Here is a 19,306-nt window from a genome sequence, read left to right as displayed (position 1 = left end):
TTGAAAAGATGGACCGTTTTTATTTTGGCAACCAGGGGAGGGCTGGGATGAAGAATTACGGAGTTCCGCTTGGTATCGCGGCCCTCGTCACCATCATTGCGGTGTATATGTATTGCTACGGAAACGGGGGCACGTTCCAGATGGCGGAGGATGCTCTTCGTGATGCGCTGCGCACCAAGAGCGTGGCGGAGCAGGCTCCCGACGATCGGATCAAAATTATCGCGATTGACGAAGAGTCCTTGAATCAGTTGGGGCCATTTCCTTGGCCGCGCAGCGTATATGCAGATATGATCAAGAACCTGATGGAAGCGGGAGCCAAGTCGGTGGCGCTGGACCTGCTTCTCATCGATCCGGCTGCGGATGAGCAGGATGATGCGCTGCTGTCCGAACAGTTGCAGCGCTATCCCCAAGTCTACCTGCCGGTGCAGGTCACCTTGCAATCCCGTCAGCCTAACGGGGAAGCGCTGCTCGTCAATCGCGTCGATCGGCCGACCGCTTCTCTCCATGTGCGGGAGGAGCAACTGGGCCATGTGAATGTGCTTCCCGATCCGGACGGAGTCGTCCGGCATATGACGCTCGGGCTGCGCGGCAAGAATGGCGAACTGATTCCATCGCTCGACGTACTGCTCGCGAACCGGATGCTGCCCGAAGGGGAAAGAATCCGTTGGGAAGAGAAGAAGCAGGTTTGGCTGCGGGGGGACAAGCTGATTCCGACGGACGCCCGGCATCAAGTGGCAACCGATTTCTTTACATCCGCTTACGGTTATGGAGAGAGCGAACTGAACGGATACGATCGCCAGTCGTTCATCGATGTGCTGACCGGCGCCGTCGATGCGGAGTATTACAAAGACACGACGGTCCTCATCGGTCCGTATGCGACCTCGCTCAGCGACAAGCATATGACGCCGCTCAGTCGGACAATGACGCTCCACGGCGTGGAGATCCATGCGAATATGGTTCAATCGCTCATGGAGGGGCGCTTCTATAAGGAAGCTCTCTTCGGCTGGAACGTGTTCGCGCTCGCAGTTGGTATTGCCGCTGCCGCTTGGTGCGGGAATCGGGTCCGGATGGGGGCAGGATGCGTGCTGCTGCTCGCCAGCATATATACTTTGCTCTGGATCGCGGTCTATGAGACCGGCTCGGTATTCATTCCGTATTTCACGGAAATATGCGGGATGACTGCCTCCTATACACTGCTTGTCGTCTATCGCAGCCGGGAGGAGTGGCAGGCGCGCCAGCAGGTGGAAGAGCTGTTCGGGCGGTACGTGTCGCCCGCTGTCGTAACGGATCTGTTGCGTTCCAGGGAGCCGATTCGGGTCGGCGGAACGCGCTGCGATATTACCGTCATGTTCATTGATATTCGAGGGTTCACTCCACTCTCCGAACGGTTGGCCCCGGAGGAGACGATCCAGGTGCTCAATCAATATTTGCATGCCTGCGCCGACGTCATCTTCTGCCACCAGGGGACGCTGGATAAGTTCATCGGCGATGGCGTCATGGCAATCTTCGGCGCTCCCTATCCACTGGAACGGCATGAAGAACATGCGCTCCAAGCCGCCTTAAGCTTGGTAAGACGGGCCGAGCTATTGAAGCAAACGTTGGCAGTGAAGGATATCGCCGTTCAGTTCGGCATCGGGATCCAGAGCGGCGAAGCGATCGTCGGCAATATCGGCTCAGAAGCGCTCCGGCTCGATTACACGGCGATTGGTGACACGGTTAACACCGCCGCCCGCTTAGAATCCCAAGCCAAGCCGGGACAGGTGCTTGTCGGAGAAGAAACGGTGCGCCGCCTTGGCAGCCGGTTCAAGATGTCCGAGGTAGGGCTTCTCAAGCTGAAGGGCAAATCGGAGCCGGTTCTCGTCTACGAATTGCTGACGGAACAAGAAGAGGCCTGTTTTAGGACGGAAGAACTTCCAACACAAATAGGATGAGAAAGTAATAAAATGCTCGCAATTCTGCCTTTTTCATCCGATAGAAAGAGAGAGGAGGGATAACGTGCAACGACGGAGATGGAGTCTGATGCTCATCATCGCATGCTCCCTATTGTTGGTCGAACTAATCCGGCCTGTGCCGGCTGCGGCTGACGAAAAAGCAGTGCGTGTGGCTCTCGTGAAGGCATGGAAAGGAACGGCCACAGTGAAGAAATCAGGCGGCAGCAAACCGCTGCGAATATTTAAAAATATGAGCATCAACCAAGGGGACCGGATTGTCACCGGATCGAAATCCCACGTCGAGCTTCAACTGGTCGGCGGGGATAAGGAGGATGAACTGACGATCGGAGAAGAGGCAAATGTTGCCTTTACGGAATTGGATGGGGAAAAAGGGGCTAAGACGAAAATCGGAGTATGGGCCGGTTCCGTCTTTGCCAAAGTGAAGTCGATTATAGGGGCGGACGATCGCTTCGAATTGGAAACTCCTACGACCGTAATGGCTGTCCGCGGCACTCAGTTCGCCGTGCGCGTCGATCCCGACGCCGGATGGACGGATCTGCATGTTACCGCCGGCGTGGTCCGCACGCAGTACCGCAACATCGATACGAATTCCGTCATGCGGGGCACTCCAATGAAGTGGCTGTTCGAGCGGGATGTGTATCCGGCGCAGGCCGCCAGCTTCGTTCCGTTGAAGTCTGGAGGAGTGGAAGCCTTGTTCGCCTATGCGGATCCCGGTTCACTCGCGGCAGAGCTTGATCCTGCCGTGCTGCGGGCGATGGTTAGCGGCTTCCGCGACGCGGCCGAGGAGAACGGCCGCTTGCTCCGGGAATGGCAGGAATCGTCCTGCCCGGCTGAACCGGCCTCGGCGGACGGAACATCATGTCTCCTGCTTGACAGCTTCCTAGAGCTCGGGACGGATAAGGCGGGCCATAGAACTTCGGTCGAGGAGCGGAATGAGGCGGAAAACCGGGTTCTACGCAATCTGGTCGCGTTCCACGGCGTCATCGTCAGAGCGGCGCTTGAGGCAGGGAGACTGACGGCAGCCGAAGCGGCGGCTTCGGGCATGGCTTGGAGCGACGCCGCCCTGCAGCTCACGGAGGGCGAACGGGAGCGCATCGCCCAGAAGAAGGAAGCGCATAGCCGCCTGGAGGAAGCCGTTTCCGCTGCCGATCCGGATCTATCCAAGGAAGAGGAAGCGCGCCGACAGCAGCAGGAGAAGCTCGATCGGGAACGGCAGCAGCAGTTGGAGCGAGAATATGCAGTATCGCTAGAGAAAAAGGAACGTGAGCGCTTTGCCGAGGACTTGAAGAAGGCCCGCATTGAAGTGCGCGAGAACGGGATGGCATCGGCAATGTTCGTCGAGGATCCACAGACAGGCAGCGCAACGGTGGGGACTTCGGCGAACTCGCCTGGGAATGAAAAGATGCCCAGCCCGAACCCTGGGCCTGATCCGATACCTGATCCAGAGCCTGACCCGGCTTCAGAGCCTAACCCGGCTCCTGATCCGGATCCAGAACTGCAGAAGGATGTGCTGGAGCTGACTGCAAGCGCGACGGAAGTGCAGGCAGGAGCCACAGTCGAGATTACGGCTGTATTGAAGCGATTGACGGAAGCGGTTGACGTCGTCGGCATCCAGTTCGCTGTCCATGCGAGCGGGGGGACGATCGATCGGTACACGCTTGATCAGAATGCCGGGCAATACCGGCATGGTAGCGGTAAATTCAATATTGCGTTGAGCCCGGATAAATTTCATGAAAAGAACAGCGTGGACGCGGTATCGGTCACCGGTAACCGGGTATTGTACCGGATTCTCGTCACGAAGCCCGGACCCATCCGGCTGGACAGCGATGACATGATGCTTTCGCTTCCATATATTGCCGAACCGGGTGAGACGATGACCTTCACGGTATCTGACATCCGGTTCTATGACGCGGCAGGAACGGCTCACTCGATCGCCCCGATGGAGCAGCCGCTGGAAATTAAAGTGAATCCATAAGTCATAAAGGAGGACACATGAATCGAAAAGTAAAGCAATTCCGTTGGGCAAGCAAGATGCTACTTCTTATCCTGTGCATCGGTGCGGCCAGTACGGCTGCCGTGTCGTCCGCTCCTGCTCCTTTGACACCGCCGGTACAGGAAATGAGCCGCTTCGACAGCTTATCGGCTCCTGCGTTCAACTTCGCCGCCTGGAGCCGATCCCCCGTCTGGTACGAGACGATTGATTGGGCGGGATCGGGCGTATCCGGATCGGTTGACGGCCGCGCCGAACGGGCGGAATTCCGCTATCCTTCCGGTCTGCTGGCTGGGAAGAACGGAGAGCTCCTCATCGCGGACACCTATAATCATCTGATCCGCCGGGCTGACGCTGCAGGGCAGGTGAGCACGCTGGCCGGACAGGTCGCGAAGATGCGGCAGCAGTACGGGAGCTGGACAGACGGCAAGGGCACGGAGGCCCGATTCAATCAGCCAATGGGGATGGCGGAGGATCGGCAGGGCAATCTCTATATTGCGGATGCGGGAAACCACGTAATCCGTAAGCTCGACAAGTCGGGCCGGGTGACGACGGTGGCCGGCAGCGGCCTGGCCGGCTGGAGGGACGGCACAGGATCGGAGGCGCGCTTCAACGAGCCGCGGGATGTGGCCGTGGCGGAGGACGGTTCCCTCTACGTCGCGGATGCGTTGAATCATGTCCTTCGGCGCATTGATGCGAACGGAAATGTGACGACGCTGAATGCCCGATCGAAGCGGATTGTCGAATACGCCCCCGGCGCGGTCGCCGCAGGAGGCGATTATGCAGACGGCAAGCTTGGGGAGAGCAAGTTCAACGAGCCGAGCAGCCTCGCCTTCACTTCGTCCGGTGATCTGGTCGTCAGCGACACGGGGAATCAACGCCTTCGCTTAGTGAATCTGAAGCAGAAGTACGTGACGACGCTTGCCGGGGCCGGATCGGTTGCCAGCTACAGTTGCAAGTTCCCGGATGCGCAGCTCTATGCCGCAGGAGGATACCGTGACAGCGAGGCGAGCGAGGCACTGTTCAACGGCCCGGCAGGCATTGCGATTACGGCCGAGGGCGGCATCATCGTCGCCGATCGGTGGAATCATGCCATCCGCTATTTATTTAATGGCAAGGTGTATACGCTAGGCGGCGGCGGGGGGACAGGTCATCAGAACGGGTGGGCGGAACAGGCGACATTCCGCGAGCCGGTGAATGTGGCCGTGCTCAGCAACGGAACAATAGCGGTGGCGGACGGATTCAATAATTCGATTCGCCTTATCCGCCGCTATACGCTGCCGGAGGAGGCCCGCTCCTCGACGGCCGCAAGCCCGTACGCACGGGACGCTGTCATAACCGTGTATAACGACCGGCGGGTGGAGACGCCTGTTTCTGCGGTCATTCGGAACAATCGCGCCTTCCTTCCGCTGGAGCCATGGAAGAAGATGCTCGGATTCGGAGTGGCAGAGCTGGATACAGACAAGGTACGGGTAACGGTTGGCTCATCCGTTATTGTCCTGGAGCGGGACGTGCAGCAAGTACGGGTGGAGCGCAACGGGACGAAGCGGATGCAGACGCTGAGCGCGGCGGAAGCACCCTTCAGGCAAGACGGGCAGTGGCTGATCCCGGTGCGCTTGCTCAATCCATTCGGGCTGCATGTGAATTGGGTTCCGGAGCTCCGGACGCTCATTCTTCGCGATACTGTATTTGAACGGCAAGATACATCAGGTAAAGCTGCCGGATCGTAAGGCATGACTCGAAACAGAAGACGACTGATGCAGAAGGGAGGAATCAGAATGCCCCCTCATTCCGACCACCCGGCCCCTCGATGGTCCCGTAAAGACAAAGCGTATATGAAGGAGTACCTGGAATCGCATCCGGACAACCGGATGGCCTGGTATTTGCTAGGCAAGCAATACGAGCGTTCTGGGGAGCAAGGGAAAGCCAATTACTGCTTCAACCAGGCGGGGGACATATATAAAGCGTTCGAGAATGAGCCTCTGCCACAGGAGACAGTAGAGGAGCAGATAAAGGAGCAAATGAAGGAGCGGACGGAGCGCGAGAAGCGGCGCCGGAGGAAGGCGCGCCATCTGCGGGCCGGGTTATTAGCCATTCTATTCCTTCTGCTGCTCGTCCTCTTGCCCGGCGAAGAGGCTGCGGCTCCCGATGGAATGCGGCTCAGCGTTCAGCAGGACAAGGGCCATCCGCCAGCGCCGCAAGAGGAGATCTCTGGCGGCATCTTCTACCGGCTGGTGGCCGCAGGAGATGACGAGGGCTATGCGCATGTCTTGAAGCGAATTCTGGAGAAGGATCGGAAGCGGGCTGGGGAGGATGTCGTCCTTCGGTTGGAGTCCGATGAAGCGTGGCTCATCTGGTCGCGGACGCCCGATCCCGTTCTGTTGGCCAACACGCCACCCGAAGGTGGGCCGATCGGGATGCTGCCGCTGGCCGAACCGAATTGCCGGTGTGATGAGGAGAGGCAGGCGGCACGGCAAGACGCGGCGCTGTGGGCGGGAGCGAGCGAGCAGCGGCTGATTGCCAAATCCGCCCTGACGGCCTATGTGAAGCAGGGCAAGGTTGCTCCGGATCAGTGGACTGGCATGGCGAAGGCCTATCCGGCCAATTCGGTATCCGGCACATCGGTGGCGATTGAGCAGGCATATGCGGAGGTGCTCCAGGTCTACCGGAACGGGTTGGCCCGTGGAGCGAAGCGGAAGCGAGCCGAGCAGGCGCTCTCCTTCATGTGGGCGGATGAGACCGATCCGTTCCGCGAGCCGATTCGAATCGTGATCGATAAAAAACGGCATCGCCTGGGGGTCGTTAGCGGCGGCATCCTGCTTCGCAACTATGAGATCGGGCTGGGAGGCAGCCGTACGCCGAAGGGGAAGTTCGTCATCTCGGAGAAGGTGGTGAATCCGAACGGCTCCTCGACAGGCGTCTTCGGAAGCCGGGGGATGACGCTGTCGGATACGCTATATGCGATTCACGGCACGAATGAGCCTGACAGCATCGGCCGGGACGAGTCGCTGGGATGCATCCGCATGCTGCCGGGCGATGTCGAGGAACTGTTCGACATGGTGCCGGTCGGAACGGAAGTGAGCATTGAATCGGACGTGCTGCCCGACGAGCTGCGGGTTCCCGATCCGGAAGAACGCTACCGGCTCGATCTGACGCCGAATCAGGATAACCCGGGCAAGGTCTACCACTGGCTGGATTAATCGGCACGGCGGCACACAAAAGAGAGCCGTGTTCCCCGGAAGTGAACGGAGACCGTAGTTGTGGACACTTTTCATAAGACCCCCTGGCTTAGGCGGACACAAGATGACTTCTGTATTTATCAGGAGTCATCTTGTGTAATCCGTGAGTTGCATATGCATTGCACCGCCGCTTGATCTCTTGTTGAGTAAAACTCTTCAAATTGCCTCTCCTATTGCCATAAAATTTTACCTCGCGCTTATCTCCATCGTTTGATGAAAACACAAATGACCCGCAAGGGGTCGCCTTTGTAACGTGTCCATCTTGCGGGAACCATTCAACAATCAGGGGCACGGCTCTCTTATTTTGTTGAACAGCCAGGTATGTTATCCGTTCACCACTAGTAAGATGGACACGATAATGACAATAACCAGCGCAATGCCTCCTGCCCAATAAATGGATTTCTTGTTCACGGCATCATGCGGCTTGGTCGCGATAACGGGAGGTTTCCGTTTCATTGCCATCGTTCATCACCTTTCTTGGAAATCGCTTGTTCACTGCCCTTATTGTAATCGTTTTCCGGGTAAAAGGCCAGACAAATTGAAAGTGAAAACAGGCTTTTCTTTTGCCGAAGAAAGATTTAAACTATTGGTTAGGACCAAAAGCGTCAGTTCTATCAAGGGACGGCTGCCGTGCCGGAGAAGGGGTTGGCGATGAGCCAAAATCGTACCGAAGCAGGCAGATTGTCTGGCATGGATGAACGGAGTGAGGATGTTGTTGTATCGATATATTGCAAAACCATTGCTATTTAAAATGGACCCTGAGCGGGCGCATCATCTCGTCATCGGGGGGATGGCCGCAGTGGGCCGCATTCCGGGCGTGCCAGCGCTGCTGAGAGGAGGATACGGGGTTGGTGAAGTACCGGCCTTGAAGACCGAGCTATTCGGCTTATCCTTCCATACACCGATTGGGCTGGCGGCCGGCCTGGACAAGAACGCGGAGGCGGTAAGCGGGCTCTCCTCGGTCGGCTTCGGGTTCATGGAAGTGGGAACCGTTACGCCCAAGGGACAGCCGGGGAACGAGAAGCCGCGCATGTTCCGCTTGCCTCCGGACGAGGCACTTATCAACCGGATGGGCTTCAATAACAAGGGAACGGACAGCATGCTGCGGTCTCTGGCGGCGCTGCGGAAGCGACCGATTCCGGTATGGGTCAACATCGGCAAGAACAAGGCGACGCCGAACGAGCAGGCGCAGGCTGATTATTTGTCCTGCCTCCGGACACTCTATCCGGTAGCAGACTTGTTCGTAATCAATATCAGCTCGCCCAATACGCCGGATCTGCGCAATCTTCAGCATGGAGACGAATTGAAGTCGCTGCTGCAGGCGGCCGTCTCGGAGATGAAACGGCTGAATGCGAAGCATGGCCGGAACAAGGCCGTGCTGGTCAAAATCGCTCCCGACGTGTCCGACGCCGAATTGGAGCAAATGACAAATACGATCATGGCGAGCGGCGTACAGGGGATTATCGCGACGAATACGACGGTATCCCGCATGGGAGCCGGGCACAGCAGCCGGCTGGAGGCCGGCGGTTTGAGCGGGCGGCCGCTGGAGGAGCGATCGACCCAGGTCGTGTCCCAACTGTATCGCCTGACGAACGGCTCGTTACCGATTATCGGATCGGGCGGCGTGTTCAGCGCAGAGGACGCCTATCGTAAGATTCGGGCCGGCGCCAGTCTGGTAGAGATCTATACCGCCTTCATCTACCGGGGCCCGGGCGTTAACCGGGACTTGGCGGCGGGTCTGGCCCGCTTGCTGGCACGAGACGGATACCGGCATATATCCGAAGCCGTTGGCGCGGATCACCGGTAGAATGATAAAGACATCCGCTTGGACGAACATAGATAATGGACGGTGGGAATGACAGGAGGCGCTTGAATGGACGGAAGAGATTGGGGAAAGTTTTTGCTGCCATATGAGCAGACCGTCGAAGAGTTGAAGGTCAAATTCAAGTCGATGCGCTCGGAACTGAAGAAACGGGAAGAGTATTCGCCGATTGAGTTCGTTACGGGACGGGTGAAGCGCATCTCCAGTATTCTGGACAAGGCGAAGCGGCTGGACGTGCCGATGGACCAGTTGGAGCGCGGAATCGAAGATATCGCCGGCATTCGCATCATGTGCCAATTTGTGGATGATATCCAAAGAGTCGCTGAGTTCATCCGCCATCGCAAAGATATGAATCTACTATACGAGAAGGACTATATTACGAACTACAAAGAGAGCGGCTACCGCAGCTTTCACATGATCGTGGAATACCCTGTGCAGACGGCGATCGGCCAAAAGATCGTGCTGGCGGAAATCCAGATTCGGACGCTGGCTATGAATTTCTGGGCTACGATCGAGCATTCACTCAATTATAAATATAAGGACAGCCTGCCGGAGGATGTAAGGCTGCGCCTGAAGAAGGCGGCAGAAGCCGCGTTTATTCTCGATAATGAGATGTCCAATATCCGGCAGGAAATATTGGAGGCGCAGCGCGATTTCGAAGATCAGTCGCGTCTTGTGCATCAATGTTTGGCGCTGATTCAGGAGCTGTACTGCTATCACAAAGTGACAGAAGCGGTTCAGTTCCAGCAGCGCTTCAACGAGTTGTGGGAACAGGAAGATCGGGCAGGAATCAAGCGCGTGGAGGAAGACATTATTGCTATGCTGCAGCAGGCGAAGCAACTGGAAGCAGGCAGCGAGTAAGCAGCTGGGCGGCGATAGCGATTTGGATAGAAGTTTTGATTAGAAGCTCGTTCAAATGAATGGATATTGTCGGTTTTATACAAGAATCATATTCCCATTGATGATTCAGGGGCATTCCAAAATGAAAATAATTCGTACTACACACAAGAGGATTTTCGGGTATGATTATGAAATTAAATTTTGTCAAGGCGTGACATGCCTCGGCAGGAAGCGGAAGAGCTCCCGGCATGATTCATTCATGCCGGGAGCTCTTGCTATGGCAGGCTGCTATTGCAGGACGACTTGATCGCCTTCCTTCAAACCCTCCAGCACTTCCGTTTTTTCCGAAGTTTCCAATCCAATCTTGATATCTCTCCGTTCTACCTGTCCGTTGCCCTTGTCGAGGAAGACATAATACTGGTCCTTCTCGCGCAACACGGCCACGGTAGGCACGACGATCACATTTTCTTTGCGCTCGGTCTCGATCTGGCCGGTTAGGCTTAGTCCGGCGATAAGCTGCTTGTTCGGCTCCAGCCCGATAATCACCTCGAATTGAGCGGCCTGATTCGTATATTGCTGATCGGTGCTCGCCTTGGCGAATTTGGATACTTTGATGACCTTCCCTGTCAGCTTGACCTGCTTCAGCGCGTTGATTTTGACTTCGACTGGCATTCCTTCAGCGATGCGGAATACATCCTGCTCTCCGACAAGCGAGACGAACTGGAGCTTGTTCAGATCGACGATCTTACCGAGGCGGTCATTGCTGTTCACCTGGGAAGGAATTTTGTTCGGATCCTCGAACAGGAAGATGCCGGACGCCGGCGCCTGATAGTTTGCTTCATTCAGCTTCTTCTGCTTGTCCGCAATGTCCCGCTCTTGGATCTCTAGCGTGACTTCGCTTAATTCCGCTTTCAGCTTATTGACTTCCCGCTGCACGAATTCTTTTTTGCGATCCGCCTCTGTTGCGCCAAGCGCTTGATCCTCTTGTCCAAGCGTGCTCTGGACTTCCGTCAGTTTCATCTCGAGGCGCTGTTGCTTAATTGTCGCTTGCGACTGCGCAATTTCATTTTGCAGGGCGGTCGCGTCGAGCTGGAACAGGACGTCTCCTTTTTTTATTTGCTGGCCGTCTTTCACGTCCCACTGTCTTACTTCCGCGCCGAACGGCGCGTTCACGAACGTTTCCTGCTCATAGCTGGACTTCCCTTTGACTTCGATACTGTTTACTAGCGTTTCTTTCGTCACGGAGAAGGTGATAGCGTCATTGTTCTCCATTGTATTCTCCTGGGTGGGAGGATTGCCGAACGAATAGAGTCCGTAGCTGATTCCGGCGAGTACGAGAATGATGATAGCCCATTTGATTTTTTTCTTCATCCGGTGAGCGAGCCTCCTTAGTCTAAGTTGTGGTGCGATTGCGATCAATCGCGCTTGATGGCCGTCAGCGCATCGGTGCGCGATGCGCTAATCGCTGGATAGAGGCCCGAAATGACCCCGGTTAGAATAGCGAAGGCGATGCCGATCGGAATTAAGTTGGACGAAATAAAAATAATCGGCTCTCCGCCGCCATCCGACATGTTGCCTGCGGCCGCCCCGTTGATCGCCCAAACGATCCAATAAGACAGCATAATGCCGACCAGGCCGCCGACCAGGCCGAGCAGCGCCGCTTCGATGATAAACATATTGCGGATCTGCTTCAAGTTGGCACCCAGCACCTTCATAATTCCGATTTGCCGGCGGCGCTGATACGTTGACATCGTCATGGCGACGACGATGGAGATGGAAGCGATGAACAGGACGAACAAGCCGATGCCGAGGGCAATCGTGCGCACGATCGCGAACTGCTCCTTTAACTGCTCTATCTGGTTAAGGTTTGTGCTTGTGTTCAGGACAAGCTTTTTAATTTGCTTTTCGACGTAGTCCACATTCTTTTGATCGTCAACCTTGACGGTCAGCGAATTGTATGTACCTGGCTTAGGGACGGACTCTCCTTCTAACTCCAGCTCTTGCTGCAACCATTCGGCGGTCTCCAGTGAGACATACGCTGTCTTGTCCATTATGAGCATGTCATCCGTGCTGCCGGTCGGCTTCTTGAGCACGGCGGACACGCGCAGCGGTGAACTAGCCAACGTCCGGTTGTTGTCCTCTCCGATCGGGAGCAGCTGGATCTGGCTCTGATAGAGCGGGCTTGGCGTAAGGCTCAGTGTGCGGTATTGCTTTCTTAACGCATCGTCGAACGGGTTCTCGTCCACCTGCTTCTTGAGCTTGTCCATTGTCTCTTCGTCGACGAGTCCGAGGGTGGCCCCGTAACTCAGAATGACGGTTCCCGTCAGATCGGAAGCCGTGCCCTGCATAAATTCATAGCCGAAGTCGGCCAGCGCATTCAGGTCGGTGCCGATAATCGCCAGGTTGGACTTGTGCTCATCGGCCGTCTGCATCTGCATATAACCGAGCTGCTGAAAAGCTGCTACTGCCTTGACGTGCGGAATATTGCGGATGACCCCCAGCTTCTGCTGGGTAATCTGCCCGCGTTCCACGGCTTCGCTGTTATCGGATTTGCTTGCGCTCGCATCCGATAATCCCTTGTCCGGAGAGACGCTGATCTCGTCCATTTTCAAAAAGGAATTCAATTGGTTCTCCACGTACACCTGGGCCGACTCCCCGACGCTCATCGCGACGACGATCGAAGCGCAGCCAATGGAGATACCGATAGCGCACAATGCGGTGACCACCTTGCGCCGCTTCAACTGATCCCAGGACAGCCGGATATAGTCACTGATTCTCAACGGTTCTCACCTCCAGACAGGACCGCTTCTTCCCGAGCTTGCTCTGGAGCGGGGCTGTCATCGTGCAGATGGCCGTCCCTCAGCGTAAGAATGCGCTTCGTCTGGGCAGCCACTTCCTGTTCGTGGGTCACAATGATGAATGTCGTATTCATTGTCTTGTTCAACTGCTTCAAAATCGCAATAATCTCCTCCTCGGTGCGCGTATCCAGGTTCCCCGTCGGCTCGTCGGCAAAAATAACGGACGGATCGGTGATAAGCGAACGGGCGATGCTGACCCGCTGCTGCTGTCCCCCCGAGAGCTGGGACGTGAACAGTTCAGACTTGTCGGGAAGACCGACCTGCTCCAACAGGCGCACTGCCTTGGCCTTCCGCTCTGAAGGGGCGACGCCTTGAAAGATGAGCGGCAGCTCCACGTTCTCCCGTACGGTGAGATTCGCGATCAGCTCATAGGCTTGAAAAATAAAGCCGATATGACCGCGCCGGAATTCGGCCAACTGGTTCTCATTCATCGTGACGATATTCTGATCGGCGATATATATGCTGCCTTCCGTCGGCTTCATCAGACCTGCCATCAGATTCAGCAGGGTTGATTTGCCGGAGCCGGAGCTCCCAAGCAGGGCAACCATCTCTCCGCGCTGTACACGGAACGATACCGAGTGCAGCACCTGGGTCGTCTCCGGCCCGTTCTTGAAGGCATGCGATAGATTTTCAACACGTAACATCCGTCTCCTCCTCTCTCTCATAGCTGTTGTCCCGGATGATCGTGAAAACAAAGTTTTCATACGAATATTGTACAATAAAGTTTCCTTGTTGCGGAATACATGACAATATTGTAAGGTCTTCTGCGAGGATAGACGGGAAAAACGGGAAGCAACCCTTCATTGTTGGTTTCTTTTCCAAAACGGATAACAACATGGTATGCTGATAAGGACGTGTTCTGCATCAGGGCTATGCGCTCCGCAGGGACAAGAACGGCATCAGGCAGAGGAGGTGACCCTGTCATCATGGGCACAATGATGCGGATCGATAAGCTGCTCGTGCATATGGGCCGCGGTTCCCGTTCGCATATTAGAAAATGGGCCAAGGCGGGACGGATATCCGTCAACGGCAAGAGCGTGAAGGATAGCGGCCATCAGGTTGATCCGGAACAGGATATCGTCCGGCTGGACGATGAGATCGTGCTATATCGCGAAAATATTTACGTGATGATGAACAAGCCGCAGGGCGTCATCTCTGCGACGGAGGATATGCGGGAGCGGACGGTTCTCGATTTGCTTCCGGCATCGTTGCGGCATTTCGAGCCATTCCCGGTGGGCAGGCTCGATAAAGATACGGAAGGATTGCTTCTGATCAGCACCGACGGGCAGTTGGCCCATCAACTGCTGTCTCCGAAGAAGCATGTCCCGAAGACCTACTTCGCTCATGTGGCAGGCGCAGTGACCGCGGAGGACGGCGCCAGCTTCGCCGCAGGCGTAACGTTGGATGACGGTTATGTGACGGCACCGGGACGGCTGAATATACTCGGCCACCGCACGGATGGAGAAGGGAATGTTTTGACGGATATCGAGCTGACGATTACGGAGGGCAAATTCCATCAGGTGAAGCGGATGTTCGCCGCGGTCGGCAAGAAGGTCGTCTATCTGAAGCGTCTCTCGATGGGAACGCTGGAACTGGACCCGCAGATGAAGCCCGGACAATGGCGCGAATGCAGTCTGGAAGAGATAGAACGTTTGCGCTTGGGACAGAATGAGGGGTAAAAACGACAGAAGGGGAGAGTAGACCTATGACTTACCGAATGATTGCATTGGATATGGACGGGACGCTGTTGAATGACGATCACGCGATTACGGGGCGAACGGCCGCTACGATACGCAGTGTAGCTGAGCAAGGATCGGAGATTGTGCTCTGCACCGGACGCGGCCCGCAGAGCACGCTGCCTTATTTGGACGAGCTGGGGCTGGAGGGGGTTGTTATTACGCATAACGGAGCGGCCACTGTGGCATCGAAAGGCCCGCGCATTTTGCACCGGTTCGATATTCCGCCGCAAGAACTGGAGCCGTATATCCAATATTGCCGCAAGAACGGGGTTCATTTCGATATCAATACGGTGTTCGATTTATATGTGGATGACCGGGCGAGGATGATGCCGGAGATGCTGGATCTCTACGGGCAGTTCCTACTCAAGCCGAAGCAGTTTCCAAGCTGGGATGCGCTGGAGGATGCGCCGGTCAAAATGACGCTAAGCGGGCAACAAGAAGACATGGATCGGGTGGAGGCGGAATTGGGCCTGTGGGAGCATCGATTGCACTATATCCGCTCCGGCGATTATTTCATCGATATTATGCACCAGGACGCGAGCAAGGGCAGCGCGCTGGCGAAGCTGGCGGAGCAGCGCGGCATCGCCCCGGAGCAGGTGCTCGCCATCGGCAATTACTATAATGATCTGTCGATGCTTCAATTTGCGGGCATGGGCATCGCGATGAACAATGCGCCGATTGAGGTGAAGGCGGCTGCACACGAAGTCACGAACTCGAATAATGAAGACGGCGTGCATGATGCGCTTGTCAAGTATTGTCTGGAAGCGGGAGCGCGTTAGGCTTTCGCGATGGATGGATAATGCGGAACGAGGCGGGGAAATCCCCGCCTTGCATGTTCCAGCAGGTCTTCTAGTAGATGAGCGACCGGGATACGATGACCAACAAAATGAACAATACGAGAATGACGCCTGTCGATGTGAAATGGCATAATCCTGCACCCATGGAAGAATTCCTCCCTTGTTCGAGATGAAGCGGACCAGCGGGATGGATGTGCCGCCGGGACGGTCCTCCCCTTGTTCCGACACCCACAGAATATGCAGCGGAATCCGGCTTCGATTGGACGGATATCCAGCACCGCTGGGGGAATGTAAAGGCAAGGAACGGGCAACCTTATCGTATACCGGATATACCGGAAATGGTAAGGGAGGACACGCATATGATTCAATTTCGTCCTGGACGGAACCGATGTGCAGGAGCGGCACCGGAGCACTATCGAGGAACAGGTTGAGCGCTATGTCCGGCATACGGCGAATGCACTGGGCGTCGTCGATCTGGAAGTCTTGTTCGTGACGGGACGAGTGGGGCGCATCATCACGAATGAAGACGTCGCGGAATATCGGGTGGAGCCACCGGGGCGACAAGCAGGACCGCTCGGCAACGGTACGGACGACAGGTTGGAGCTTGCTCCGGAGGGGGAAGACGGGACAGAAGGGGAAGACGATCGGATTCACGTGATTTTGGCGCGGGATGACGGCAGCGCGCTGCTCTATGATATTTACCGCGATCAGAACGGCTCTCTGCCTGTCGGAGAGGCAACCATCAGTACCGAAGGGCTGGAAATGTCCGGGTATATTGATTTTCGGGTGCCGGGAACGGGTGCCGATCGGGCCTGCATCGGCCAGGAGCTCGCCTGTCAATTGGCGAAGGACAAGCAGGTGCAGTCGCTCCATCTGACGATGATGTTCCATAATGAGATGATTGACGAATTGATCGTGGACCGCGTCCAACGGGCAGGGGTAACCGTTACCCTTGCAGTGAGAAAGCTCCCGAGGGGCATTTGAAGCTGAAAGGGTAACGGTATTTTTGTGTTGGGCGGGAGTTCATGCTTGACGAGACAGCAAATGGCCCTCAAAGGCGAGAGGAACCGTAATGGGCGGCATGCCAAACAGCGACAGACAAGCCTTTGCTTACCTGGGCGAGCGGAGGCCTTTGGGAAGATGGTTTTTGATCATGCCGTCCGACGCTTTGCCCCAGCCCATCGGCAGTCCGTCGACCGCGACGAGAGTCCAGCCTTGGGCGGCGCCTTGTTCTGGGTTCAACGCGATCGGCTCGCCGCGCAGATAAGCGGCAATCCGCGGATCGTCCGCGGCGGCGTCGAAGCGGAGCGCGGCCTGATCTGCGGCGGCGCAGGCCATCGCCAGCGCATGGGCCGGTTCGATTCGGTTCTTGCGCATATGCGCGAGATGAAGTCCGGGGCGAGGCAGGCGCAGCCCGGAAAATACGGCAGCGTCGTCAAGCAGCGTCCGCGCTCCAGGGTGAGCATCGGGAACGTAGTATAGCTCGTCTCCGAATAGCAGCGGCCTCCCTGGCGGAAGTTCCAGACCGGGCAGATGCTCGCGGGCCCATTCGGCATACTGCCTGAAGGCGGCTGCCGCCGCATTCGATCCGATAGAGGCTTTGCGCTTGCGGCCGCTGCGGCGGCCCGATTGCGCCATGGCCGCTCCGACCGCCGAGTCTGGCGCGGCGGGAGATTTCTTCAAGAGCGCGACGAAATGACCTTCGCCCCGATGGCGGTGCGGCCAGAGCCGTTCCATGTGCACCAGCTTGAATTCGGGATACGTCTTCAGCCAATAGGCGATAATGTCCTCGTTCTCCCGGCGATTGAAGGTGCAGGTAGAATAGACGAGGCTTCCTCCCGGCCGAAGCATGCGGACAGCCGCCCGGATAATATCTTGCTGCCGGAGCGCGCATGCCTCCACATGCTCGGGCGACCATTCCTTAACCGCTTCCGGATCTTTGCGGAACATCCCTTCCCCCGAGCAGGGCGCGTCCAGCATAATGCGATCGAAGCGGTATGGGAAGCGCTCGGGCAACGCATGCGGATCCGCCTGGGTCACGATGCAGTTGACGATGCCCATTCGTTCCATATTTTCAGCCAATATTTTGGCTCTCTGCGGATGGATCTCGTTGGCGATAAGCAGTCCTTCGCCCTTCATCCTCCCGGCGATCTGCGTCGCCTTGCCTCCAGGAGCCGCAGCCAGATCCAGCACGAACTCGCCCGGCTGCGGATCGAGCAGCCCGGCGGCGGACATGGCGGACGGTTCCTGAATGTAATACAAACCCGTATGATGGTAGGGATGCTTCCCGGGCCGGGCTGATTCTTCATAGTAATATCCTTCCGAGCACCACGGGACAGGCTCCAGCGCGAAGAGGGCGGCCGCATTCCGGCGGGCCGTCTTATGCCGGCTCCATTTCCCGGGTTGAACGCGCAGGCCATAGGTCCGAGGCTCCTTGTAGCTGTCGAGGAAAGGCTCGAACGGCTCGCCGTCCGCTTCGAATTGGCGCTTCATCTGTTCTTGATATGCCAGAGGCAATTCATCAGGCAGTGATATTGACATCGCATGAACTCCTTGTATAAGAAATGGGTTTCGAAAAGGTGTTAACAGGTTATGAGTTGGTTCTTTCCTATTCACGGAGGGAGATCACCTTTACGAACTACGTCATCATTATTACCCAACGTAGTCATCACTGGCAAGAAAAAGCCGCTCATAAAGGTGACCAAAGGCAAGAGCATCTTCCCTTCGGATGAAGCGCTGCTCAACATGCTTTATCTCTCGACCTTGGATGTCGATGTTGGGTAATTCCTTTGATAGTCATTATTGCAATGATGACAATGCAACTAAAAGCCCCGACACTTATAAATGAACTAATCTCATTTCCTGATGCATTCCAAAGTTGCCCTGCTAAATATGAACCTGCCGCAGCACCAAGGCCCATTGTAAACAGCGTATATGTTGTTTGGTTTCTGGCAATTGTAGCTTCGTCAAAATTCTCACTTATTACTTTCATAGAACATACATGTACAACTGCAAAGGTTAGTGCATGTAGCAATTGAGCAAAGATAATCAAAATAATGTTCGAAGTGAACAGTTCCATTATCACCCACCTTAGAGCAGCTGCAGCTGCGCAAGCGATTAGTAATTTATCAGTACTGTATTTATTCAGTAGAAAAAATGCCTTCCCAAACGCGATTATTTCACAAATTACTGCCAAAGCGATAAGAGAGCCTACCTCAAATCCTGAATAGCCTTCATTTACCAATAGAATTGAAAAAAACCATGGTATGGGGCATGACTTAACTCAAATAAGAAGAACACAATGAAGTATAATATCAACTTTTTTTCAATTAAAGGAGAACTGATTTTTGAAGAAGATTCTCTAATAACTTCAAAGTTGTTCAAACTTTTCAAGGAGAAAATCAAAGTTAGATTCATCAGGATAAGTACATACCAAAACCAGTTAGAACCAGCTTTCATCATAATTTCACTCAGAGTTACGGAAATCAGGATAAAACCTACGCTTCCCCACATTCTGATTTTCGAATACTTTTCCATGTTATCTTTTAAAACTGTTAATGCTAATGTTTCTAGACTAGGGAGTATCGATATCCAAAAAATATTTGTCAAAGACAATGCAATTGTTGTTAGCACTTTCCCGCTTGAAAACACACCTAACAATGAGCTGGAAAGAAGTAGAATACATTGAAAATAAACAACATGGAATACATTCTTTGATTTGAAACTCAATATAGGGAAAGTAAGTGGTCCAAGTATTCTCGATAATATCGCAATCCCTAAAATAAGCCCTATTTCCCTCTCATTAAAGTTATTCATACTTAAATATAAGCCTGATAAAGGTAATACAACAGCAAATGAGCCAAAGTAAGCAAAGAAAGAGATAGAACATTTATTTACAAAGTAGATTAAATTTTTCATATATATAAATCCCCAAGTTTATTAATGTTATTGTTTTTAGTTAATTTATTCTAGCACTTCAGGCCTGTTGATTAACCAACAAAATACAATTTAAGAATAGAAAAAAAGCCGCCAACTCGGTAAAATGTTTGTACCCTTACAAACGAACCGA

At 55.0% G+C, this 19,306-nt stretch carries 15 protein-coding genes and 1 pseudogene; 9 read left to right on the top strand and 7 right to left on the bottom strand.

Annotation, left to right across the window (positions count from 1 at the left end):
• The first annotated feature begins 47 nt into the window (after positions 1-47).
• From PPOP_RS16205 to PPOP_RS16190, 4 genes are all read left to right on the top strand, one after another.
• Positions 48-1,931 (top strand): CHASE2 domain-containing protein, encoded by a 1,884-nt coding sequence (locus PPOP_RS16205; RefSeq protein ID WP_006287717.1) that lies wholly within the window; start codon positions 48-50, stop codon positions 1,929-1,931.
• A gap of 64 nt (positions 1,932-1,995) precedes the next feature.
• Positions 1,996-3,927 carry a FecR domain-containing protein gene (locus PPOP_RS16200; protein ID WP_006287716.1) on the top strand — a complete coding sequence of 644 codons (1,932 nt, stop codon included), beginning with the start codon at positions 1,996-1,998 and terminating at the stop codon, positions 3,925-3,927.
• A gap of 17 nt (positions 3,928-3,944) precedes the next feature.
• Complete coding sequence (locus PPOP_RS16195; RefSeq protein ID WP_006287715.1) at positions 3,945-5,672, top strand: stalk domain-containing protein; 1,728 nt, start codon at positions 3,945-3,947, stop codon at positions 5,670-5,672.
• Between the two features lie 48 nt (positions 5,673-5,720).
• Positions 5,721-7,142 (top strand): L,D-transpeptidase, encoded by a 1,422-nt coding sequence (locus PPOP_RS16190; protein ID WP_006287714.1) that lies wholly within the window; start codon positions 5,721-5,723, stop codon positions 7,140-7,142.
• 363 nt (positions 7,143-7,505) lie between these two features.
• Here the strand turns inward: PPOP_RS16190 and PPOP_RS25195 are convergent, their stop codons facing one another.
• Positions 7,506-7,637 carry a hypothetical protein gene (locus PPOP_RS25195; RefSeq protein WP_267879083.1) on the bottom strand — a complete coding sequence of 44 codons (132 nt, stop codon included), beginning with the start codon at positions 7,635-7,637 and terminating at the stop codon, positions 7,506-7,508.
• Positions 7,638-7,893: 256 nt separating this feature from the next.
• Between PPOP_RS25195 and PPOP_RS16185 the strand changes: the two genes are divergently transcribed.
• Together PPOP_RS16185 and yjbM are read left to right on the top strand one after the other, a co-directional pair.
• A complete protein-coding gene (locus tag PPOP_RS16185) occupies positions 7,894-8,988 on the top strand; it encodes a quinone-dependent dihydroorotate dehydrogenase (protein WP_199898988.1) in 1,095 nt (364 codons plus the stop codon).
• Between the two features lie 66 nt (positions 8,989-9,054).
• Positions 9,055-9,864 carry a GTP diphosphokinase gene (gene yjbM, locus PPOP_RS16180; protein WP_006287712.1) on the top strand — a complete coding sequence of 270 codons (810 nt, stop codon included), beginning with the start codon at positions 9,055-9,057 and terminating at the stop codon, positions 9,862-9,864.
• Positions 9,865-10,131: 267 nt separating this feature from the next.
• Here the strand turns inward: yjbM and PPOP_RS16175 are convergent, their stop codons facing one another.
• The 3 genes from PPOP_RS16175 to PPOP_RS16165 are packed head-to-tail and all read right to left on the bottom strand — an operon-like array spanning position 10,132 to position 13,345.
• Positions 10,132-11,214 (bottom strand): efflux RND transporter periplasmic adaptor subunit, encoded by a 1,083-nt coding sequence (locus PPOP_RS16175; protein ID WP_006287711.1) that lies wholly within the window; start codon positions 11,212-11,214, stop codon positions 10,132-10,134.
• Positions 11,215-11,258: 44 nt separating this feature from the next.
• A complete protein-coding gene (locus PPOP_RS16170) occupies positions 11,259-12,623 on the bottom strand; it encodes an ABC transporter permease (RefSeq protein WP_006287710.1) in 1,365 nt (454 codons plus the stop codon).
• Positions 12,620-13,345, bottom strand: a complete 726-nt coding sequence (locus tag PPOP_RS16165; RefSeq protein ID WP_006287709.1) for an ABC transporter ATP-binding protein — start codon at positions 13,343-13,345, stop codon at positions 12,620-12,622. The genes PPOP_RS16170 and PPOP_RS16165 overlap by 4 nt, the downstream gene beginning before the upstream one ends.
• Positions 13,346-13,627: 282 nt before the next feature.
• Here PPOP_RS16165 and PPOP_RS16160 point away from each other — a divergent pair, with 282 nt between their 5' ends.
• Together PPOP_RS16160 and PPOP_RS16155 are read left to right on the top strand one after the other, a co-directional pair.
• The gene (locus tag PPOP_RS16160; protein WP_006287708.1) at positions 13,628-14,380 is read left to right on the top strand and encodes a pseudouridine synthase; all 753 of its coding nucleotides are present in this window, start codon (positions 13,628-13,630) and stop codon (positions 14,378-14,380) included.
• Positions 14,381-14,406: 26 nt separating this feature from the next.
• On the top strand, positions 14,407-15,219 hold the full coding sequence (locus PPOP_RS16155) for a Cof-type HAD-IIB family hydrolase (RefSeq protein WP_006287707.1): 813 nt from the start codon (positions 14,407-14,409) through the stop codon (positions 15,217-15,219).
• Positions 15,220-15,289: 70 nt separating this feature from the next.
• Here PPOP_RS16155 and PPOP_RS20980 read toward each other — a convergent pair whose 3' ends face one another.
• On the bottom strand, positions 15,290-15,382 hold the full coding sequence (locus tag PPOP_RS20980; RefSeq protein ID WP_093471081.1) for a sporulation protein YjcZ: 93 nt from the start codon (positions 15,380-15,382) through the stop codon (positions 15,290-15,292).
• A gap of 245 nt (positions 15,383-15,627) precedes the next feature.
• Between PPOP_RS20980 and PPOP_RS16150 the strand changes: the two genes are divergently transcribed.
• Positions 15,628-16,221: a hypothetical protein gene (locus PPOP_RS16150; RefSeq protein ID WP_006287706.1), complete on the top strand. Its 594-nt coding sequence runs from the start codon at positions 15,628-15,630 to the stop codon at positions 16,219-16,221.
• A 126-nt stretch (positions 16,222-16,347) separates the two neighbouring features.
• Here PPOP_RS16150 and PPOP_RS16145 read toward each other — a convergent pair whose 3' ends face one another.
• Positions 16,348-17,778, bottom strand: a complete 1,431-nt coding sequence (locus PPOP_RS16145) for an RsmB/NOP family class I SAM-dependent RNA methyltransferase (protein WP_006287705.1) — start codon at positions 17,776-17,778, stop codon at positions 16,348-16,350.
• Positions 17,779-17,977: 199 nt separating this feature from the next.
• Positions 17,978-19,155 (bottom strand): annotated as a pseudogene (locus PPOP_RS24565) (MFS transporter).
• Positions 19,156-19,306 lie beyond the last annotated feature (151 nt).

It is taken from the genome of Paenibacillus popilliae ATCC 14706 (genome assembly GCF_000315235.1).
Taxonomy (GTDB): Bacteria; Bacillota; Bacilli; order Paenibacillales; family Paenibacillaceae; genus Paenibacillus_B; species Paenibacillus_B popilliae.
This window is presented reverse-complemented; position numbering and strand designations above follow the sequence as displayed.

What these genes read in the sequence shown, in the direction of transcription:
- PPOP_RS16195 (WP_006287715.1), top strand. Translation starts at nt 3,945, where the DNA reads ATGAATCGAAAAGTAAAGCAATTCCGTTGGGCAAGCAAGATGCTACTT.
- PPOP_RS25195 (WP_267879083.1), bottom strand. Translation starts at nt 7,637, where the DNA reads ATGAAACGGAAACCTCCCGTTATCGCGACCAAGCCGCATGATGCCGTG.
- PPOP_RS16190 (WP_006287714.1), top strand. Translation starts at nt 5,721, where the DNA reads ATGCCCCCTCATTCCGACCACCCGGCCCCTCGATGGTCCCGTAAAGAC.
- yjbM (WP_006287712.1), top strand. Translation starts at nt 9,055, where the DNA reads ATGGACGGAAGAGATTGGGGAAAGTTTTTGCTGCCATATGAGCAGACC.
- PPOP_RS16165 (WP_006287709.1), bottom strand. Translation starts at nt 13,345, where the DNA reads ATGTTACGTGTTGAAAATCTATCGCATGCCTTCAAGAACGGGCCGGAG.
- PPOP_RS20980 (WP_093471081.1), bottom strand. Translation starts at nt 15,382, where the DNA reads ATGGGTGCAGGATTATGCCATTTCACATCGACAGGCGTCATTCTCGTA.
- PPOP_RS16205 (WP_006287717.1), top strand. Translation starts at nt 48, where the DNA reads ATGAAGAATTACGGAGTTCCGCTTGGTATCGCGGCCCTCGTCACCATC.
- PPOP_RS16175 (WP_006287711.1), bottom strand. Translation starts at nt 11,214, where the DNA reads ATGAAGAAAAAAATCAAATGGGCTATCATCATTCTCGTACTCGCCGGA.
- PPOP_RS16155 (WP_006287707.1), top strand. Translation starts at nt 14,407, where the DNA reads ATGACTTACCGAATGATTGCATTGGATATGGACGGGACGCTGTTGAAT.
- PPOP_RS16160 (WP_006287708.1), top strand. Translation starts at nt 13,628, where the DNA reads ATGGGCACAATGATGCGGATCGATAAGCTGCTCGTGCATATGGGCCGC.
- PPOP_RS16145 (WP_006287705.1), bottom strand. Translation starts at nt 17,778, where the DNA reads ATGTCAATATCACTGCCTGATGAATTGCCTCTGGCATATCAAGAACAG.